General features: G+C 25.4%; 15 protein-coding genes, 2 pseudogenes and 1 riboswitch. Of the genes and pseudogenes, 8 read left to right on the forward strand and 9 right to left on the reverse strand.

All coding sequences use genetic code 4. The features are described 5' to 3' along the window. Window positions 1–54: 54 nt before the first annotated feature. Both fib and SPM_RS05960 read left to right on the forward strand, forming a co-directional pair. Window positions 55–1,593, forward strand: a complete 1,539-nt coding sequence (gene fib, locus SPM_RS05955; RefSeq protein WP_004028719.1) for a cytoskeletal motor fibril protein Fib — start codon at window positions 55–57, stop codon at window positions 1,591–1,593. 114 nt (window positions 1,594–1,707) lie between these two features. After that, a complete protein-coding gene (locus SPM_RS05960) occupies window positions 1,708–2,994 on the forward strand; it encodes a YitT family protein (protein ID WP_004028720.1) in 1,287 nt (428 codons plus the stop codon). Here SPM_RS05960 and SPM_RS05965 read toward each other — a convergent pair. After that, the gene (locus tag SPM_RS05965; RefSeq protein ID WP_004028721.1) at window positions 2,991–3,971 is read right to left on the reverse strand and encodes a hypothetical protein; all 981 of its coding nucleotides are present in this window, start codon (window positions 3,969–3,971) and stop codon (window positions 2,991–2,993) included. The genes SPM_RS05960 and SPM_RS05965 overlap by 4 nt on opposite strands. 86 nt (window positions 3,972–4,057) lie before the next feature. Between SPM_RS05965 and SPM_RS05970 the strand changes: the two genes are divergently transcribed. Further along, complete coding sequence (locus SPM_RS05970) at window positions 4,058–4,984, forward strand: deoxyribonuclease IV (RefSeq protein WP_004028722.1); 927 nt, start codon at window positions 4,058–4,060, stop codon at window positions 4,982–4,984. Window positions 4,985–4,986: 2 nt separating this feature from the next. Continuing rightward, on the forward strand, window positions 4,987–5,460 hold the full coding sequence (locus SPM_RS05975; RefSeq protein ID WP_004028723.1) for a protein-tyrosine phosphatase family protein: 474 nt from the start codon (window positions 4,987–4,989) through the stop codon (window positions 5,458–5,460). Between the two features lie 227 nt (window positions 5,461–5,687). Here the strand turns inward: SPM_RS05975 and ispG are convergent, their stop codons facing one another. Beyond that, on the reverse strand, window positions 5,688–6,770 hold the full coding sequence (gene ispG, locus SPM_RS05980) for a flavodoxin-dependent (E)-4-hydroxy-3-methylbut-2-enyl-diphosphate synthase (protein ID WP_004028724.1): 1,083 nt from the start codon (window positions 6,768–6,770) through the stop codon (window positions 5,688–5,690). Window positions 6,771–7,337: 567 nt separating this feature from the next. On the opposite strand from ispG, the gene SPM_RS05985 reads away from it, so the two are divergent. The 3 genes from SPM_RS05985 (at window position 7,338) to SPM_RS05995 (ending at window position 11,865) form a co-directional block, all read left to right on the forward strand. Further along, window positions 7,338–9,536, forward strand: a complete 2,199-nt coding sequence (locus SPM_RS05985) for a hypothetical protein (RefSeq protein ID WP_004028725.1) — start codon at window positions 7,338–7,340, stop codon at window positions 9,534–9,536. Window positions 9,537–9,847: 311 nt separating this feature from the next. After that, a riboswitch (purine riboswitch) is annotated at window positions 9,848–9,947 on the forward strand. 84 nt (window positions 9,948–10,031) lie between these two features. Continuing rightward, window positions 10,032–11,432, forward strand: a complete 1,401-nt coding sequence (locus SPM_RS05990; RefSeq protein WP_004028726.1) for a BMP family ABC transporter substrate-binding protein — start codon at window positions 10,032–10,034, stop codon at window positions 11,430–11,432. A gap of 58 nt (window positions 11,433–11,490) precedes the next feature. After that, a complete protein-coding gene (locus SPM_RS05995; protein ID WP_004028727.1) occupies window positions 11,491–11,865 on the forward strand; it encodes a hypothetical protein in 375 nt (124 codons plus the stop codon). A 197-nt stretch (window positions 11,866–12,062) separates the two neighbouring features. Here the strand turns inward: SPM_RS05995 and SPM_RS06000 are convergent, their stop codons facing one another. The 3 genes and pseudogenes from SPM_RS06000 to SPM_RS06010 form a co-directional block, all read right to left on the reverse strand. Then, window positions 12,063–12,617 carry a hypothetical protein gene (locus tag SPM_RS06000; RefSeq protein ID WP_004028728.1) on the reverse strand — a complete coding sequence of 185 codons (555 nt, stop codon included), beginning with the start codon at window positions 12,615–12,617 and terminating at the stop codon, window positions 12,063–12,065. After that, window positions 12,617–13,565, reverse strand: a pseudogene (locus tag SPM_RS07000) (type II restriction endonuclease). The gene SPM_RS06000 and the pseudogene SPM_RS07000 overlap by 1 nt, the downstream one beginning before the upstream one ends. A gap of 139 nt (window positions 13,566–13,704) precedes the next feature. After that, window positions 13,705–14,679 carry an IS30 family transposase gene (locus SPM_RS06010; protein WP_004028731.1) on the reverse strand — a complete coding sequence of 325 codons (975 nt, stop codon included), beginning with the start codon at window positions 14,677–14,679 and terminating at the stop codon, window positions 13,705–13,707. 72 nt (window positions 14,680–14,751) lie between these two features. On the opposite strand from SPM_RS06010, the gene SPM_RS06015 reads away from it, so the two are divergent. Then, window positions 14,752–15,108, forward strand: a complete 357-nt coding sequence (locus SPM_RS06015) for a lipoprotein (protein WP_004028732.1) — start codon at window positions 14,752–14,754, stop codon at window positions 15,106–15,108. A 22-nt stretch (window positions 15,109–15,130) separates the two neighbouring features. Here the strand turns inward: SPM_RS06015 and SPM_RS06020 are convergent, their stop codons facing one another. The 4 genes and pseudogenes from SPM_RS06020 to SPM_RS06035 form a co-directional block, all read right to left on the reverse strand. Next, entirely contained in the window at window positions 15,131–17,272 is a 2,142-nt protein-coding gene (locus tag SPM_RS06020) for a spiroplasma phage ORF1-like family protein (protein WP_004028733.1), read from the reverse strand. A gap of 12 nt (window positions 17,273–17,284) precedes the next feature. Further along, a complete protein-coding gene (locus SPM_RS06025) occupies window positions 17,285–17,521 on the reverse strand; it encodes a hypothetical protein (RefSeq protein WP_004028734.1) in 237 nt (78 codons plus the stop codon). Then, complete coding sequence (locus SPM_RS06030; RefSeq protein WP_004028735.1) at window positions 17,521–17,922, reverse strand: hypothetical protein; 402 nt, start codon at window positions 17,920–17,922, stop codon at window positions 17,521–17,523. The genes SPM_RS06025 and SPM_RS06030 overlap by 1 nt, the downstream gene beginning before the upstream one ends. Continuing rightward, window positions 17,915–18,313, reverse strand: a pseudogene (locus tag SPM_RS06035) (hypothetical protein); the annotation flags it as partial. The pseudogene SPM_RS06035 and the gene SPM_RS06030, both read right to left, overlap by 8 nt. Window positions 18,314–18,479 lie beyond the last annotated feature (166 nt).

Consider the following 18,479-nt stretch of genomic DNA (forward strand, 5'->3'; position numbering starts at 1 on the left):
ACTAAAAATAAACAATTTTTGGAAATTAAATATGAAAATAGAGGTGGAAAATAAATGATCGGCGTAATTTCAACAGCATATTTTACGATGAAAGATAAGAACAGTATTAAAACAGTAAAAAAATATTGGTGAAAGAACTGTGTAATTCAACATGTTAAATACCATGGAAAAACTTTTATTATAGCAACAGTAGGATATGGTAAAGCAAATGCTGCAATGGCTATTACTTACTTATTAGAAAAATATCCTGGTTTACAAACAATTTTAAATGTAGACTTAGCATTGTCAACAAACGATAAGCATGATACAGGAGATACAACAATCTCAACAAAATTTATTTATCGTGATGCTGACTTAACAGTTTTTAAAGATATTAAATATGGACAAATTGTTAATGAACCTGAATCATTCCAATTCGATGGTGAATTCGCTAAAGTTGTTAAAGACTTTAAATTGGGGTTAACAGAGGGAGTTACTGGAACAGCAGATATGTTGATTTATAACTCAAAACAATTTAAGGAAATGGTTGATAAATATGGGCATACTATTGATGTAATTGATACTGAAGCAGGGGCAATTGCGCAAGTTGCTAAAAAATCAAGTATTAATTATATTGCTTTAAAAATTATTTATAATAATGCATTATCACCATGAGATAATGATCCAATCCATAAATTTAAAATGTATGAAACAGTTAATACATTAAAATACTTATTAAGAAGATTATTTAACTTATTAAGTTCAAATTATATTATTGATTTATCACAATCTTCACAAGATGATTTAGATTCAATTAATGAATTATTTGAAATTAAACATGACCAATGAATTAAATTATTTAAACCAAATACACATAAAGTGTTATCAGGATTTGGGCCTTCATTAATGTTAGTTGATAAACAAGAAAAAACTCCTGTTGCATTAGATATTATTCAAGTAATGCGTTCAAAAGCAAAAGAAGCAGAAGGACCAAGTAAAGTAATTTTAGGAGAGGATGAATGAAAAAATGCTCCTAAAAAATGATTACGTAAATTATTATTTTTAGAACAAGTTCGTGTTAATGATGATGAATTATTATGAAATAAATCAGCAAAATATGATTTAAATAATGAAAAATTATATAAAATTGAAACAGTTGCAAATGAAATTGCTGCAGCCATTGCTGAAAAATGTCAAGATAAATCATCATATACATATAATGGGGCAACAGTACCAGAAAAATACTTATTAGTAAATTGTGATGCAAGAATTTCATTTTACATTACCCATAACCAATCACATGAATTTGTTGAAGATAAAAACTTTGGAACACAATTAGTAAGTAATGAATTTGTTAAATATTTAAATGAAGCATTGAAAGATGTTGACTCACCATATCAACAAATTGTTATTTATATGACAATTCCAGCATTAGATTATCGAAAAAATCCAGTGTTTATTCCTTCAAACAAAGGAGCAAACAGAGGTGTTAAATTTGGGGCTTTAAATCAAAAACTACAACGAGATTATACTGTTGTTGATATTACAAGAAATGATTATGATCCAATTAAAGTTGGTTCATTCAAAGTTACAATTCGTTTAAAAAGTGAATAATTAATTATTAATTAATTTATTAAAAAACAACCAAAAGGTTGTTTTTTATTTTTTAAATGATGTTATACTTATTAATAATAATTAAGGTTAAGAAAGGGCATGGAATAACGAAAAATGGTTAACGAAGAAGAAAAAGATTTAACAGCAGAAGGAGATAGTAACAACACTGGAGTTAGCCCTGATAGTATTAAAAACAAAACATTAGATTTTTATCCGAAAGAGAAAACAACGGAAAGAAAAACCCGTAGTCGTGAACGGATTTCACGAAAAGAATTTAATTTACGTTTTAAAGCTTATTTTAAATCACGTTTATTCCGTGATTATGCTTATATTATATTTGCTGCTTTTTTAGGAATGGCTAGTTATGATTACTTTATTGCCGCAACAACAAGTAATGGGATTACTCCAAGTGGAATTGGAGGGATTGCCCGTGGAATTGCGGTTGGAATTTGGCCAAATCAAGATCAGTTACAAATGCAAACAAGTATGTACTGAGTTTTTTATTTTGTGTTTAATATACCATTATTTATTTTTGGTGTTATTAAAATTGGGATTCGTTTTTCCTTTCGAACAATTGTTTATATTGGTTTGCAAAATGGTTTCCACTTTGCATTTGCTTATATTCCTGTTATTAATCCCCAAGAATTATTTTTTATTGTTAATTATAATAGTTTAAATATTTTTAGTAACTATGGTGGAATGTACCAAATTTGATTATTTGTTTTTGCAGCTGTAGCAGGGATTTTAAATGGCATTGCCTATGGTTTAGTTTATAAAGGTGGAGCATCAACAGCCGGAACTGATTTTGTTTTTGCTTATTATTCAGCCAAGAAGAAAATTTCAATTGCTAATTATAATCGAATTGTTAATTATATTATTATTGTAGTAATGTTAGCAATTCATACAACATTATTAAGTCGTAGTGAATTAACAAGTATTTATTTTGGAAAAGACTGAGCAGCCAATATTAATCAAATTCAACGTCTTGGTTTTAAAATTGATGATGGCGGTTTATATGGTAGTGATTTCACTAGTCATAAAATTAAATACTTCTTTGGTCCTGCCTTATTTGCTTCATATTTATTTGTTGTAGTCCAAGCAATCACAATTGATATTATCTTCCCAAAATTTAAATATCGTAGTTTAATGGTTATTACTTCAAAAGCAGATGCTGTTGTTTCAGGACTACAATATGTTCATTATCCTAATGATATTATTCGTCTGCCAGCACGTGATCATTATGAAGGCAATGATATTAATAATGAAGTGATAATTGTTTCCACCTCAGTTTTAGAATATAAGAAAATTAAAGCTGCGATTGTTGTTTCAGATCCAGAAGCTAAAATTTTATCTCATAAACTGGATAAACTTATTGCTAATTATAAAGTTGATAAGTATTAATCTTTTTTTACAATTAAATTGAATCAAACAAAGCCTTTTTGTAATATTTCATAGTCATGGTTTAACATTAGTAAAATATTCTTTACCATAATTTTTTCGTTTAAACTAATTTTGATATTTAATAAACTATTATAATTATCTTTACTATTATTTATTGAACTAGTTGCTAACTGGAGTGAGCATGTTTGCTTGGTTACTTTAATATTTGGAATCATTTTTGTTGTTGTCATATTTTCTAAAATACGATTTTTAAGAGGTAATGTTAAATGCGCATTGGTTTGGTCATACCAAAAAAAGTTATCAAAAGTTAAGTTATTTTTTTGATATTTATTTTTTCGTGTAATTTCAAAATTTCGGTCATTAAGAGAAGGAGAAGCTATTGTTAAAAATAAATAACGGTAATATTGCAGGTTATAAGGTTTTGGAATTAAATTTGGTTGGAGATTATCAACAACAGTAGTTGTTGCTTGATTAATAGAACCAAAATTAAAATTATAACCGTGATATTGGCCAATGATAATATTATCATTTACTTTAAAATCAGATAGGTGAGGTAAATTAACTGGTTTAATTGTTCATTGAGAACTAATATCGGTAATTGTTAATGTTTTGAAAATTGTTTTAAAGATATCATTATAGGTATTAATTAATAAGGTTTTATTTAAATTAATTTTAAGTTGATTAATTAATCTTTTTTGAAGTTTTCTAATAAAAATTAAGAAGATAAAATTTACTAAAGTTATTAATAAAAAAACAATACCAAGGGGTAAGAAGACAGCTTTTCGTATAGTAAAATGCAGATTATATGCTGCAACAAAATTAAAGATTGTTAACAAAAAATTAAAAATTAAACTTAGCAAGCATAATAAATTAATTCCTTGTCAAGCCACAATTTTATCGCTTTTTTTAGTAATAATTTTTTGATAAATTTGAGTAATTGTTAACTTAATTTTTTCAATGCTTTTTTCGTTAATCATTTTGATCCTTTCATAAATAATAAGTTATTTTTCTTATCTTATATATGATATTATAAAATTGATTAGAAAGAAAGGGAGACCTTAGAATGAAAGATTATAATTTAATTATTGGGAGTCACGTTAGTATGAACAAGCAGCAAAATTATTTGCTGGGTGCCTTAAATGAAAGTCTAAATAATAATGCTAACGCAATGATGATATATACAGGACCACCCCAAAATACTATTCGTGTTAGTACTGAACAATTTTTTATTCCAGAATTTTATCAACAATTAAAAGAACATCATTTTGATATTAATAATATTATTATTCATGCTCCTTATATTATTAATTTAGCGAACACAACTAATCCTAGTACTTTTGAAATAGCTGTTGAGTTTTTAAAAAAAGAAATTACTCGTGCTGATGAAATTGGAATTAAAACAATTGTTTTACATCCTGGAAGTGGTGTTGGCGCGCCAGAACAAGTTGGATTAGATCGAATTATTGAAGGATTAAATTTAGTTTTAACACCTAATCAAAAAGCAAAAATTGCTTTAGAAACAATGGCTGGCAAGGGGAGCGAATTAGGAACAAGTTTTGCCCAACTAAAATATATTATTGATAATGTTAAATTAAATGATAAATTAGGGGTTTGTTGAGATACTTGTCATATGCATGATGCTGGTTATCGCTTGACAAAAGCGTTAGATGATATTATTATAGAATTTGAGCAATTAATTGGTTTAAACCGGTTATTATGTTTACATATTAATGACAGTAAAAATCCTTTAAATGCCCATAAGGATCGCCACGAAAACATTGGCTATGGTTACTTGGGATTTGAAACCCTTTTAAAAATAATTTATCATCCTAAATTAGATGGGATGATTAAGATTTTAGAAACACCATATGTTGGAGAAAAGAAGCATGCGGTTGCTCCTTATAAGGATGAAATTGCAATGATTAAGGCAAAAAATTTTACTGACCCATTTCAACAAAAGGGTAAAATAAAAATAGATTTAGGAGAATAAAAATGTCCGCAAAGAAAATTATCGATAATTTGTATCTTGGTGACCGTCATAGTGTTCCACAAGATGCTGCATTAGTAATTAGTTGTGCTGAAGAAATTTATCGTGAACAAATTCAAAAATATAATATTAAAAATGATAATCAAGAATATCTTTGAATTGATGACAAACATGTTTATTTTAATTTTAAGGATTATCCAACATTACAAGAATTAGATGCTAATGTTGTGATTCAAGCATTAAAGATTATTGATAATAATATTAAAAATAAAAAAATTTATGTCCATTGTATTTGAGGAATTAACCGCAGTGCATCAATTGTTTTTATGTATTTAGTAGCAAAAGGGTACATTAATGATGATGACTTTGATAGTGCTTTAGAACAATTTGAACGAATTTATCCTTATATAAATCCAAATCCAGGTTGATTTGATTTTTTACTAAATGAATTTCCATATAATCACTTAATTTCAAATTAAAAAAACTAGGTAATTACCTAGTTTTTTAACGTTTATTTTTACAACACTCACATTTTTTATTAACACAATCTGTACAAGAAATACAAATTAAGCAAGAACGACAACCAACCTTTGGCTTACTACAAGTACGACATGAAAAACAATCATGGTTTTTTGCGGGACAACACATATTCATATCATTCACCTCTATTTTCTTTCCACTTTTTATTTTATCATAAAAGGTTTTATTATTGCTGAATGTTTTTTTGTTGTCATTCTTGATAATATTCATCAATTAATAGTTTTAATTCTGGAACAAGATCTTCTTGTTTACATGATTTATAAATTTTACCTTTTTTAAAAATAATTCCACCATTTTTACCACCAGCAATTCCTAAATCAGCTTGTTTAGCTTCTCCAGGACCATTAACAACACAACCTAAAATGGCAATTTTTAATGGAATTTTTAAATCTTTTGTATATTCTTCTAATTCTTTTACAACAGGGAAAAGGTCATATTCTAAACGACCACATGTTGGACAAGCAATCACATCAACAATGTTATCATAAAGTCCTAGTGAATTTAACATTCGTTTAGCAACTTCAACTTCGGCGATTGGATCAGTTGATAAACTAATCCGAATCGTATCACCAATGCCATTAAAAAGGAGCGGTGATAAACCACTACATGATTTAATTGTTCCTGTATGATGACTGCCAGCTTCAGTAATTCCTAAATGAAGGGGATAATTTCATTCTTGGCTAGCTAAGGTATAAGCTTCAATTGCCATTAATGGTTCAGTTGCTTTTAAAGATAAAATAATATCATAAAAACCAAGGTGCTCTAAAATTTCAATATGACGGCGAGCACTTTCAATCATTGCTTTAGGAGTTCAACCATATTTATTAACAAGATCTAATGGTAAACTACCAGAATTAACCCCAATTCGAATTGGAATCTTTTTTTCAAGACATTTTTCAACAACTTTTTTTGTATTTTCTATACTTCCAATGTTACCTGGATTAATTCGAATTTTACTAATACCAGCATCAGCAGCGATTAAAGCAAATTCATAATTAAAATGGATGTCCGCAACTAATGGGCAAGGAGAACGTTCAACAATTGTTTTTAAGACAGCAGCATCATCTTTTCCTAATACAGCAATTCGAATAATTTCACAACCTTCTTGATATAGTTGATTAATTTGTGATAAAGTAGCTTCAACATCGTGTGTTTTCGTATTAGTCATTGATTGAATAACAACTTTATTTTGGCCGCCAATTTGAACATTACCAACCATTACTTTTCGAGTATTATTTCGTTTATTCATTTTTTTTGCACGTCCTTATCTTTTTAATCTTTTTGTTATGTTACAGTAAATAATGGTGGGGGAAATTCTAAACACCAGGAGGGGAGTTAAAATTCCACTATAAATAATCAATACTTTATTTATTACAAAATTGTTACATGGAGTCCTTAAAATAATTTCAAGATAATCATACGACTAAATACAAAGAAATACAAGACTAAAATTACTTTTTCATAATTTGCATTGTTTTGTTCTAATTTTATTTCAATTTTGTTTTAAATTGTAAATTGTGTGAATATAAATCCTTAAATTAATGGTGTTAGGGAATCAATCGCTTAAATCACGATTAATTTCTTCAATAATATGTTTTTGCGGATGCTTACCTTTATTACAAAAATAAACCTTTAGGATCAATATATGCTTTATTTTGTTTTCATTCTAAAAATTTTTTTACCTTGCGCAGTAGTTATTTCTTTATTATAAAGGAAATTGCAAAAAATTTGTTTAACTTAATAATAATTTATCTTTTTATGTTATAACATTGTGGAATTAACTATTTACTAATAAAAAGATGAAAGGAAAAAAAGAATGAGAAGAATTTTAAACTTATTAATTAGTACAACTATAATTTTTGGAACTATTCCAAATTTATTGGCAAATAGTTCTTATACATTTGCAACAAATAATAGAAAGCAAATAGATAAGCAAGGACTTGAATATGAAGCAAGACCTTTATATCTAGATGGATTAATAACATTTCAATTAGATGGTAATCAAAAATTAAATTATACAAAACTACTTAATGAATCAATAGAACTTGGTGAGATTAACGAAAATAAACGAGAAGCAATTTTACAAGCAATAAAACAAAAATATCCAAGAGCAAAAATATCTGAGCTTGAAGTAGAAATTCCAGAAAATAATTATAATGTTTCAAACAATACTTTTTGAGCACATCTTAAGGTTAAAAAAACTTCTATAGTTTATCCACAAAATTTATTAAATAAAAAAGTAATTTTTAAAATAAAAGATCATAACATTAAGAAAAGAACTGCTCCTAAGTCATTGTTAGAATTAGCATCAACAGTTAATATTGGGGATATTGAATGTTTTGATATTGATGAAGAACATATTCGGAATCGTTTAGTGACATTAAATCACTCAATTTTTTCTCGCTCAGATTTTCTTGATGCCTTTGTTTTTGATAACATTGGTCAAACTAGTGCGCGAGGACATTTACGAGATAATATCAGAGTTGGAGAAAGGATAACCGATGTTATCCCTGATAATCTTGATTTTATAATTAATTATAATCCCGTTGTTACTTTATCTAGGGTTATTCCAAATCGAAATTTAGGAACTCTTGAAAATAATTTTTCACATACAATTTTAAGCCAATTACAAGAAGATAATCCTTTAATAACACAATTGCAATTACATTTAAGGATATCAGATATAAATCAAATCACTGCAAGAATTTATATTGTTAATTCTACAGTCCTATATAATGGAAGGGAGTTTAATATTGACAATACTGAATCACCCATTGAAGTAAATTTCAGGACAGATAATTTTACTTTATCTTCTTTAGCAACAAATACTAATTTAGGAGAATTACCTAATAATAATGCTAAAACAATTAAACTGGCTTTTCTTCGTCATAATTTGCATATCAAAGAAAGCGATATTAAGTTTATTGACCAAATTACTGATAATAGTGCTGTTATTGTTGGAAACTTAGATAAAGTTTATCATGCTCCGACGATACATTTTTCTGATGATACATGGCTTCCGATTGCATCAGATGATGCTAGGATTTTAACTGGTGGAACTATTCTTTATAATTTATTTTCTGATAGAATTATTGTTTCTTTTACATTAAAAAAGACATCCCTTCTTAATAAATTTAAAAAATGATTAACAAGAAACGAAAAACCAAATGCTAATGGCAAATGAACAACTTTAATAAATAATTTACCTAAGGATTATAGTAATAATGATTTAGATAATATTTTGGGATATACTGCACTATCAAAAGAGAAAAAACAAGAAATATGAAATAAAATAAATCAACAGTTTGGTTTAACGACAGTTGACATTGGAAATATTGAAATAAATGATAAGGAGCACATTCTTAATAGCGCATATCTTTTAAACCATCCAATTTTTTCTGATCCAAATTTTAAACAAAATTTTATTTTTGATAAAATTACAAAAGATACTGCAACAGGTCATTTATTAAATAATATTTTTGCAAAAGAAGAATTCTTAGATGATTTTATTACTAATAAGACTACTTTTACATTTAAATTCAATACAAATCAAAGAATAATAAATAATATAAATTTAAATTGAAAAGTAATTGGACCAATAACTGATGATACAAAAGTATGAAGAAACACAATAAATTTAATTAAATGATCAGATTATGCTAATACCTGACAGGAATTTAGAAAAAAATATAAACATATTAAAATTAATAATATTAATTCTTCTGCAGGTGGGCAAGGAACAACAATATCTAATACTAGAACAAATATTAAATTTAATACCGAAAACATTAACCAATATTTAAATTCTGATAAAAATAATTTATCTCTATTAGAATATTCCTATTGTATTTTTATGCCTCTTTTTTATGTAGAACAAAAAGCAATGTTATATATTAAAAATTTATGATTTGAAGGAGAATATTTAAAGATACAAATAGTATCATATACTTTTTCTTTCTTAGCTTTGTATCATGTTTGATCAAATTTGAAAATTGATAAAGTTGAAGTGTATTAAAAAATAGTATTTAATATGACTATTAATTGTTGCCCTTTATATTCCAATTTGCAAATTTAAAAAAAATTAAAAAGTTATTTAAATATTATTGAATTTTATTTTTTGAACTATATAATAGTAAATGTCTAGGGAAGTATAAGAATTGTACTTTTATTAAATTAATAATAAACAGCACAAGTTTAGCCCTATCAATATGACCATACTTTGTATTATATTATCTTATACTTCATGGATACCCTAAAAAACAATCTCACCCGGGTTGTTTTTTTTATTTTAATTGCTTTTTGGTAAAAAAGAAGTTATGATATAAGTATAAAAATAAATGATATACCTGTATATACTAGTAATATGGTCTAGTGTTTCTACGTCTTACCATTGGAAGAAGACGCTATAGGTTAATGCTTTTGCTTTTTAAACATTAACCATTCATTTTAATAAAAGAATCAGGTTAATCTTTTTGTTTTTACAAACATTAAGTAAAAAGGAGCAAAAAATATGAAAAGAATTTTACAAAGTTTAATGATGATAAGTATCATTGGCACTTCAGTGAGCAGTGTTTTTGCTTGCATAAAAAAATATAATTTTGATAATAGTATTTGGGTTATTACTGATGGGGGAACTATAAATGATCTTGCTTTTAATCAAGCAGCATGAGAAGGAGCAAGTAAATATGTTTTTACACAAAAAAATCAGACAACTCCGCCACAAGATTGAAAAAATTCAAACTGACGAGCAAGTTACTTTGAATCAGTTAGTCAAACTCCTGGTGATTATAAAAATGCTTATATTACATCTTCAATTGCAGGAGCAAAAACGTTAGTTTTGCCTGGTTTCAACCACGGCAATACTCTTGGTTGAGCAGCGGGACTAGTTGATAATATTATTTATATTGATGGAAGTAGTCAAAATATCCATCTTAATATGGACCAGAAGGCACCATTAGCAAAAAATATTATTGGAATTACTTATCAAGCTGAAGCTTCAGGTTTTTATGCGAGTTTAGCAACAAGTATTTATTTAAATGCGCACCAAAACGAATATAATGGGCAATTAAAAGTCGGAAGTTATGGCGGGATGGATAATCCAGTTGCTGTTTCAAATTATATGTGAGGTTTTTTAGTTGGAATTGATTTGTTTAATACCATTATTAATTCTTCAATAAATAGTAAATGAAATAATTTAAAACACAATATATTAAAACAAGTACAAAATATTAATCCAAAAATAACAACTTTGCAATCAATTGTTAAAGTTCAAAATGTTTTAAAGCAAAATGAATCATGATTTTCCCAATCATTTCAAGCTGGAGATGGCAAAATTATTAGTGATGAATTATTAGCACGTGGGGCTCGAATTATTTTTCCAGTTGCTGGCGCACAAGTTCAAGATACAATTAATCAAATTAAAGTTAACAAAGCGAATGCTAAAATAGTCGGTGTTGATACCGAACAATCGAAAATTTATGGCGAAGATTATGTTGTAACTAGTGCTTTAAAACAAATTGCTACTTCAACTTTTGATGCGTTAAAAAATATTTATTCATCAGAATGTGGTTATGATGCACAAAATAATATATGAGATAATACGAAACAGACAAATAATTGTTGAATTAATACTGACCAAACTTCCCTTGACCATCCATCATGAACGGGAATTGAAACAACAAAATGAGTTACACAAGATTTAGTTGATTTTTTACATAATACGACTGATAATCATAGTAAGGATACTTTGTTTGATAAGATGGTAAAAATATTACAGTACGCTTATAAAAGTGGAATTGATAATTATCCCCCAATTTCTGCACAAAATTTTACAAATACTTTACAAAATACATATGAAACACAAACAAAATTAAAAGCATATTTATTAGCAGCAATTGAAAAGGTGTTATAATTTTCTTAAGGTTTATTTATCAACTAATAAATTATTGTAATTAGCATCAGCACCAAGTATGGCAGTTATTAGTTGTTATAAAGCAAAATCAAAAGATGATATCCATGAAGAACTTATAGAGGATTTTAATATTTATAATGATATTGAAGAAGTAATAAATAATTTACATAATTTAAAGCAAATTAATAAACATTTAGAAGTTATTGGTTTATTTAAGGAATTGTTAAGTGATCAAGAACAACTTCGACAAGAAAAAGAACTTGATGAGAAAATTGAGAATATAACAAGTGGTATTTATCAAGACTTAAGCGATATTGAAAAAAATATTAATGATGTTATTAAAATAGAAAATCTAGGGAATGAGTTAGATATGTTAGAAGATAAAGTTGTTATTGAATTTATTAAAGAATTAGAAAAAGAAATTAACTTTTAAAGAGTTTTATTATGATTTTAATATTTCCCGACCCTAATTTATAATTCAAAATTTTTATTTATTTTTTTCCTTGTAAATTGTAAATGCAAGTGCAACAAATCTATTAATTTAATAATAACATAAAATAAAAACTACACTCATTTTTTTATCAAATTAAGTGTAGTTTTTATTTTATAATTATCTTAATTAAAATTAATTTATTTAATACAGTTAATACTTTTTTGAAACATATTTTCTATATCATCACACATATGATTTGTAGACAATGTAACTTTTTTATTTACTTCATTACCAGGATTCATTGATGTAAGCTTTTTATTAATAATTTTATCTTTAAAATTATATCTTATTAAATGTGATCTTTGTTTGTGATCATAAAATATTTGATTACTTGTAAATAATTTATATTTAATTGAATTTAACTCAAGTCCAATACAAATAATTAAATCATAATTATATTTTGGATTTATTCCATTAAATTGAAATGATTTATTGTTTCCAATCTTAGCTGTTTTAATTTCAATTTTTTTATTTTCAATTATAATATCATATTCATCATGGATATGTTTTAAATCTACATTATATCCATTTTCATTAAATATTGTTTTAACAAATGTTTCACCAACTTGTCCTAATGCATTCCCTTCAAAACCTCATGCTAAAGCAAAATAACCATTTTTTTCTTTTTCAATCATTTTTAATTTTTCTAAAACTAAATCTTTAAAAATTTTATAAATTTGTTTTCTATTCATTACATAAATTCCTCAAATCCATTATTTAATAAAATTTTATAAATATGACTTTTGCCAATATGATAACAAGAATTTGTAGCTCTACTACTATTTTCAATTCAATTAATATTTTCAAAAAGTTCATTTAATTTTTTAACAATACATTTATTTTTTATATTATATTTAATTGCTATACCACTTTTATATTTAACATTTTCAAAATTTTTTACAATTTTATTTTCTTTAAAAAAAGTACTACTAATATAAAAATCTGCTTTTTCCTCATATATTCATCGTTTACCACATTCTCTATTTTTTGCCAAACTAACTGTAAATACAGATAATAAATCTGAAAAAGGTTCTCTTTTATTTCTTGTATTATATCAGCTTATTTCTTCTTTATTATTTTTATGGTTTTTACTTCATATTTGAAAAACACATTTAATATCAACATCCCCTCCATTAGGTATATAAAATGCATTTTCTTGTAATTCTTCTTGGTAAATTAAATTATAATTTTTAACTCTATATTTAATTGAACCTTTTCCTATACTAGAAAAAAACATAGGTAATATAAAACATACATAATCAGCAGCAGGAAAACTATGATTTATAAATTCAAGTGCCATTGTACCTCTATGTCCAAAAGGAGGATTACCAATAACAATATTTTTTTGTTTATTAGGCAATGTAAATTGTAAATAATCACTTTTAATTACATCAGCTCTTCTGGGGCATATATCAATACCTAATCTTTTATTTTTTGGTAATAAATCTAAAAAACATCCTTCACCAACACTAGGCTCGATTCAAAAAAAATCATCTAAATTTTTTTTCTCAACTATTTAATATTTTTACTGTATTATTAAATAATTTTTCAGCAATAGATCTTTTAGTAAAATATTGATCAAAAATATTCTTATCATTTATTTTTACCTTTTTTCCATTAACAAACTTTAATTCATTCATTTAAATAACTCCCTTTATTTTTCTTATTTTAATAATTATAACAAATATATTAGAATATTTTAGGAACTTATAACATTTTTTAAATTATACTATAAATTATTAAATAAATTAAATTTAGGACAATAATTAAGTTCAATATTTATTTAAAAAATTGAATAAATAAACTTTTTGCTGAATTTCAATTTAAACACTGTCGTGGCCTTTCATTTATTATATTAACTATTTCATCATAATATTGTTGTGAATAAATATCTAAATCAATGCCTTTAGGAAATCAATGTCTTAAATCACGGTTAATTCGTTCAACAATAGGTTTTTGAGTAGGTTTACCTTTATCACAAAAATAAACTTTAGTACCAATATAAGCTTCAATTTGTTTTCATTCTGAAAACTCTTTACCTTGATCAGTTATAATACCTTTAACTATTTTCTTTAAAATACTAGTTTTAAAAATGCTTTTAATAACTCTAATTACTTCGTTTGGTGTTCTATCTTTTAACTTTCTTACAATTTCAAATTTAGTTAATTGCTCAGTTAAAACTAAACAAACAGATTTCAAATCTTTGCCAACTATTGTATCCATTTCAAATCAACCAAATTCATTTTTATCATGTTTAGCTTCTGCAATAGTTCTAAAACTAGTTAATTTACCACGATTATCAATAGTTTGCTTACTCTTATTTTTTCGACCATGAAAGTATAAATTACGTTTATTTAAACCAAATAAACCAAGAAAAATATACTTATATAAAGTTTTAAAACATACCGGAAATTTAATACCAAATTCACGTTTATATTCATAACAAATAATCTCTGGGGATCAATGAAATTTATTAAATTTTTCATCTAATCACATTAATTGTTGATATAAAAATTTAATATGCTTAACTGATTTTTTACGATTTTTAAAATACTTTTTATGAGCTTTAACAGCATTATAATACTTTACACTATAAAAACGATTAATTTCACGTAAAATAGTACTTCGATGTTTATCCATTGCTTTTGCTATTTTAGATAAATTTGGTTTACCATTTTTCTTTTGAAATAGTTTTGATACTAATAACTGACTTAATATAACACGTTCATCAATACTGAAATGCTTATAATTCATTATTAAATACCTTTCTAAAATTTTTTGTTATAATTATTACATATTTTTAATAAAGGAAGGAATAAGTTAAAAATGAAAAAATTACTAAGTATTTTAGGAGTATGTGGTCTAGTTGGAATGTCAGCAAATTTAACAGCTTGTAATAAACCTAACAATAATGAAAACGGCGGAGGTAATAAACCTGATAAACCACCAGTTGGAAGCAATTGAAAGTTAATTAATGACCCTGAATCTGAAATTTTAGATAAAGATAAAACTTATATTGTAATTGCTGGGAGTAAAGAAAAAGGTTATTATTTAGCAGATTGAAAAAAATTTGATTGAAAAGTATACAAATATAAATCAGTTTATCGTTGGGATGGTGTTGGAGAGCCTAAAACATTTGAAATTGATAATACTACAGGTAAAATTACAGATTGAAAAGAATAAAAGGAACTTAATAGTTCCTCTTTTATATTAATCGTACAAATTTCATAAATATAATTAATAGGAATATATTTGTTATTGTATTATACAATGCTGGACTAAATTTTCATACCTCAAATGTCTGATTAAAAAAACTATATATTGTTTGAAATATTTTACCAACACCACTTGCTAACTCATTTACTTGTTTTACACCCGGAATATTATTAACAACTCAAATTGCTGCATTTCTAATATGACATGCTAAATTATATCAACTACAACTTTCATATTGTGCTTGTCATCATTGCCCATCAGGAAACAATCCACCATTATTAATTTCTTGTCAATTATAAATACCAAAATTAAAATCATAATAACGATAAATATCATTTTCTTTTTGAGCTTGTAATTCAAAAACATTATAACCAATTTTTTGTTCTTCAATTTTTTTATATTTTAAACCATATTTATCTTTTAAAGCACCTTCAAAAACATAACCCTCATTTTGATTAATATTATAATTATTTGAAACTGAAAAATCATAATTAAATACATTACCATAGTTAGTATTATAAAACCGATTTTTGAAGGCAGAATATAATTTAATATCTAATTGCTTATATTTATCAGAAAAATAAAAATAACGTGGATAAATTTTAAAACCATTGTTAGCCAACAAACCATATTTCTTGTTATAACCTTGAACATAAGTATTATTTTCTAAATCAAAAATGGTTCGTAAATAATCTTTATAAAAATTTTGAGAAACCGTAAACATACTATTTAATAACTTTTCAAATTGAGTTTTATTAGTATTTTTTTCATCAATTAAAACATCTCTAAAATTAACCAACTTTAAACCAAAAAAGTTAATTAGAACAGTATTATATTGTAAATTATCAATATAACCACTTTCAATAAAATTACTACGATTTTGAAACACTGGCACCAACGCATGCGCAAAAAATGCTTTTAAAAATTTATTAATATCAATTTGCCCTTTCATATGTTCAAAAACATCTTTACCAGTATTAGGACTATTACCTTGATAATAATTATATGTTTCAGCACTAAAATTAAATATATTTTCTTTATTTTTCATAAAAACAAATAAAAAACCTAAATCATCAGTATACCGATAACTATTATAATCACTACCATTTCAATATTGCTTAAGGTGTGTTAACTCTAAACTCCCAGCAATAATATTTTTCTTTTCATCAATCGTTAAAATCATTCGATAAATTGACTTTTTAGTTAAAATTATACCAGTACTAGTTTTATCTAAATTATTAATAATTTCAAAATCAAAAATAATTCTTTGACTACCTAAATTTGGATCATCATAATCAGGGTTACCACCTTGCTGAACTCGAATATTTTCTTGCACAATAGCATTAATATATTTTAATAAAAAAGAACGAGTATTTTGATATTGATTATCAGTCCAAAAAATAGGATTACCATTATTATCAATTTCAAATGTTTTAGGCTCTCCAACACCATCCCAACGATAAACTGATTTATATTTGTATACTTTTCAATCAAATTTTTTTCAATCTGCTAAATAATAACCTTTTTCTTTACTCCCAGCAATTACAATATAAGTTTTATCTTTATCTAAAATTTCAGATTCAGGGTCATTAATTAACTTTCAATTTTGGAATTTTAAATTAATCAATTGTAAATTATCAACACTTTTTTCTAATTTATTAATAACTTCCACAGTATTAAAATACTTGGCAAAAGAATAAGAAAAATTAGTTAATTCTTTTAAAAATTGTTTTTTATCAACATCATAAAATTTATCAATGTTATATTGTTTAGCATAAGTATCTCAATTTTTATATAAATCCATAAACTCATCACTAGGCTTGTCGAATGAAATTCCAGTTGAATAACTATCTTTTAAAAAGTCTAAATATCACTTATCATTATAAATTAATGATTTTGATGTTTTTAAAGTCGGATTAATAAAATAATTCGTTTCTGATCAATTTTCAAAAAAAGTACTACGTAAAAACATTGTATTAATAAAATCTGTTTCATTGATACCTGTTGATTGTTGCTTTACATTATAACTTTGTTGATTTAAAGGTTTAAATGCTGTTAAAGTAATAAAAGGAATAACTAAGCTTAAAATACCTAAAATAAATATTGAAAATAAAGATATTGTTTTTTTCATATTTAACTACTCCTAACTATACAATGTTTTAGAAACAATAAAGGCAAGAATATATAAACTTGAAATTGTTAACATTAGTGGATGACTAAATAAAATTGCCATTTTACCAAACAACGAAAGTAACCAATTATCTGAATTATATAGATCCATAATAATATTTTTTGCTGATGTTAATTGATTTATAATAACTGTTATAAAACCTGTCCCAAAAATAGCGATTGCTGCAACTAATAAAACTAATCTAATCATTATTTATGTATCCTTCTATATGCTTGTTCTCTCGTTTTTGCTTGTTTAGCTAAACTTGATAATTGTTGTTTATTGCGATTAATTTTAAATTGCTTACGCTCTTTAATGTGTTTTTGTATACCTTGTTTAGTATCAGAAACTCCACGAGCTGTTGCAGAATATAATTGTGATGTGCTATTTTTAACAGTTGAACCTAATTCATTATATTGTGTTGATGTACCATGAATAGCATAAATTGATAATTTAATGATCATAAAAAAGATTATAAAATAAGCAATCGTTGTATTTGTCATTGGCAATTTAGTGTTTCAAATTACATCAAAAATAAACAAAAATACATCAAAAATAAAGCTAAATATCTTGTCTCAATTACTGTTGTTTTCAGTTAAAAAATTAATCATCTTTACCACTTCCTTTTTTAGGTTTTAAATTCTTCTTAAGAATATCAATGTCTAATAACTCTAAACGTTCTTTTATTGTTAAATCTTTAAGTTGTGTTCAATAATACTCTTTAGTATCTGAAACATCATCATTTTTTAAATCACGAACAAATGAAAGTCATTTACTTTCATACTTTTGGGCGATTTCTAATGGAATAATAATCTTAAAAAACCGAATTCCTAATCCAACATCAGATCTATGTTTTGCACGTTTACCCTCTGCTGTACGCTTGACAGATTCGGTTTTTCAAATTTCATAATCAGTAATATCTTGAAAAATACCAATTCGCATAATAAAAAATCTGTTAAAAAAATTAATTCCTTTTTTAACAATGGGTTTTTTCAAAGAAATTTAAAAATTTTAAATAAATCTTTTGTAACTTGCGGATTATTAAGTTTTTGATCAAGTTTCATAATCGCTTCTTTTATAACGTTTCTATTAATCTTTCATTTAGTAGAACCTTTTCTTAATTCTCCTTGTTTTAAATCAAAAGAACTTTCATTCATGCGTCGATAAA

The organism is Spiroplasma melliferum KC3 (assembly GCF_000236085.2).
Taxonomy (GTDB): Bacteria; Bacillota_I; Bacilli_A; order Mycoplasmatales; family Mycoplasmataceae; genus Spiroplasma; species Spiroplasma melliferum.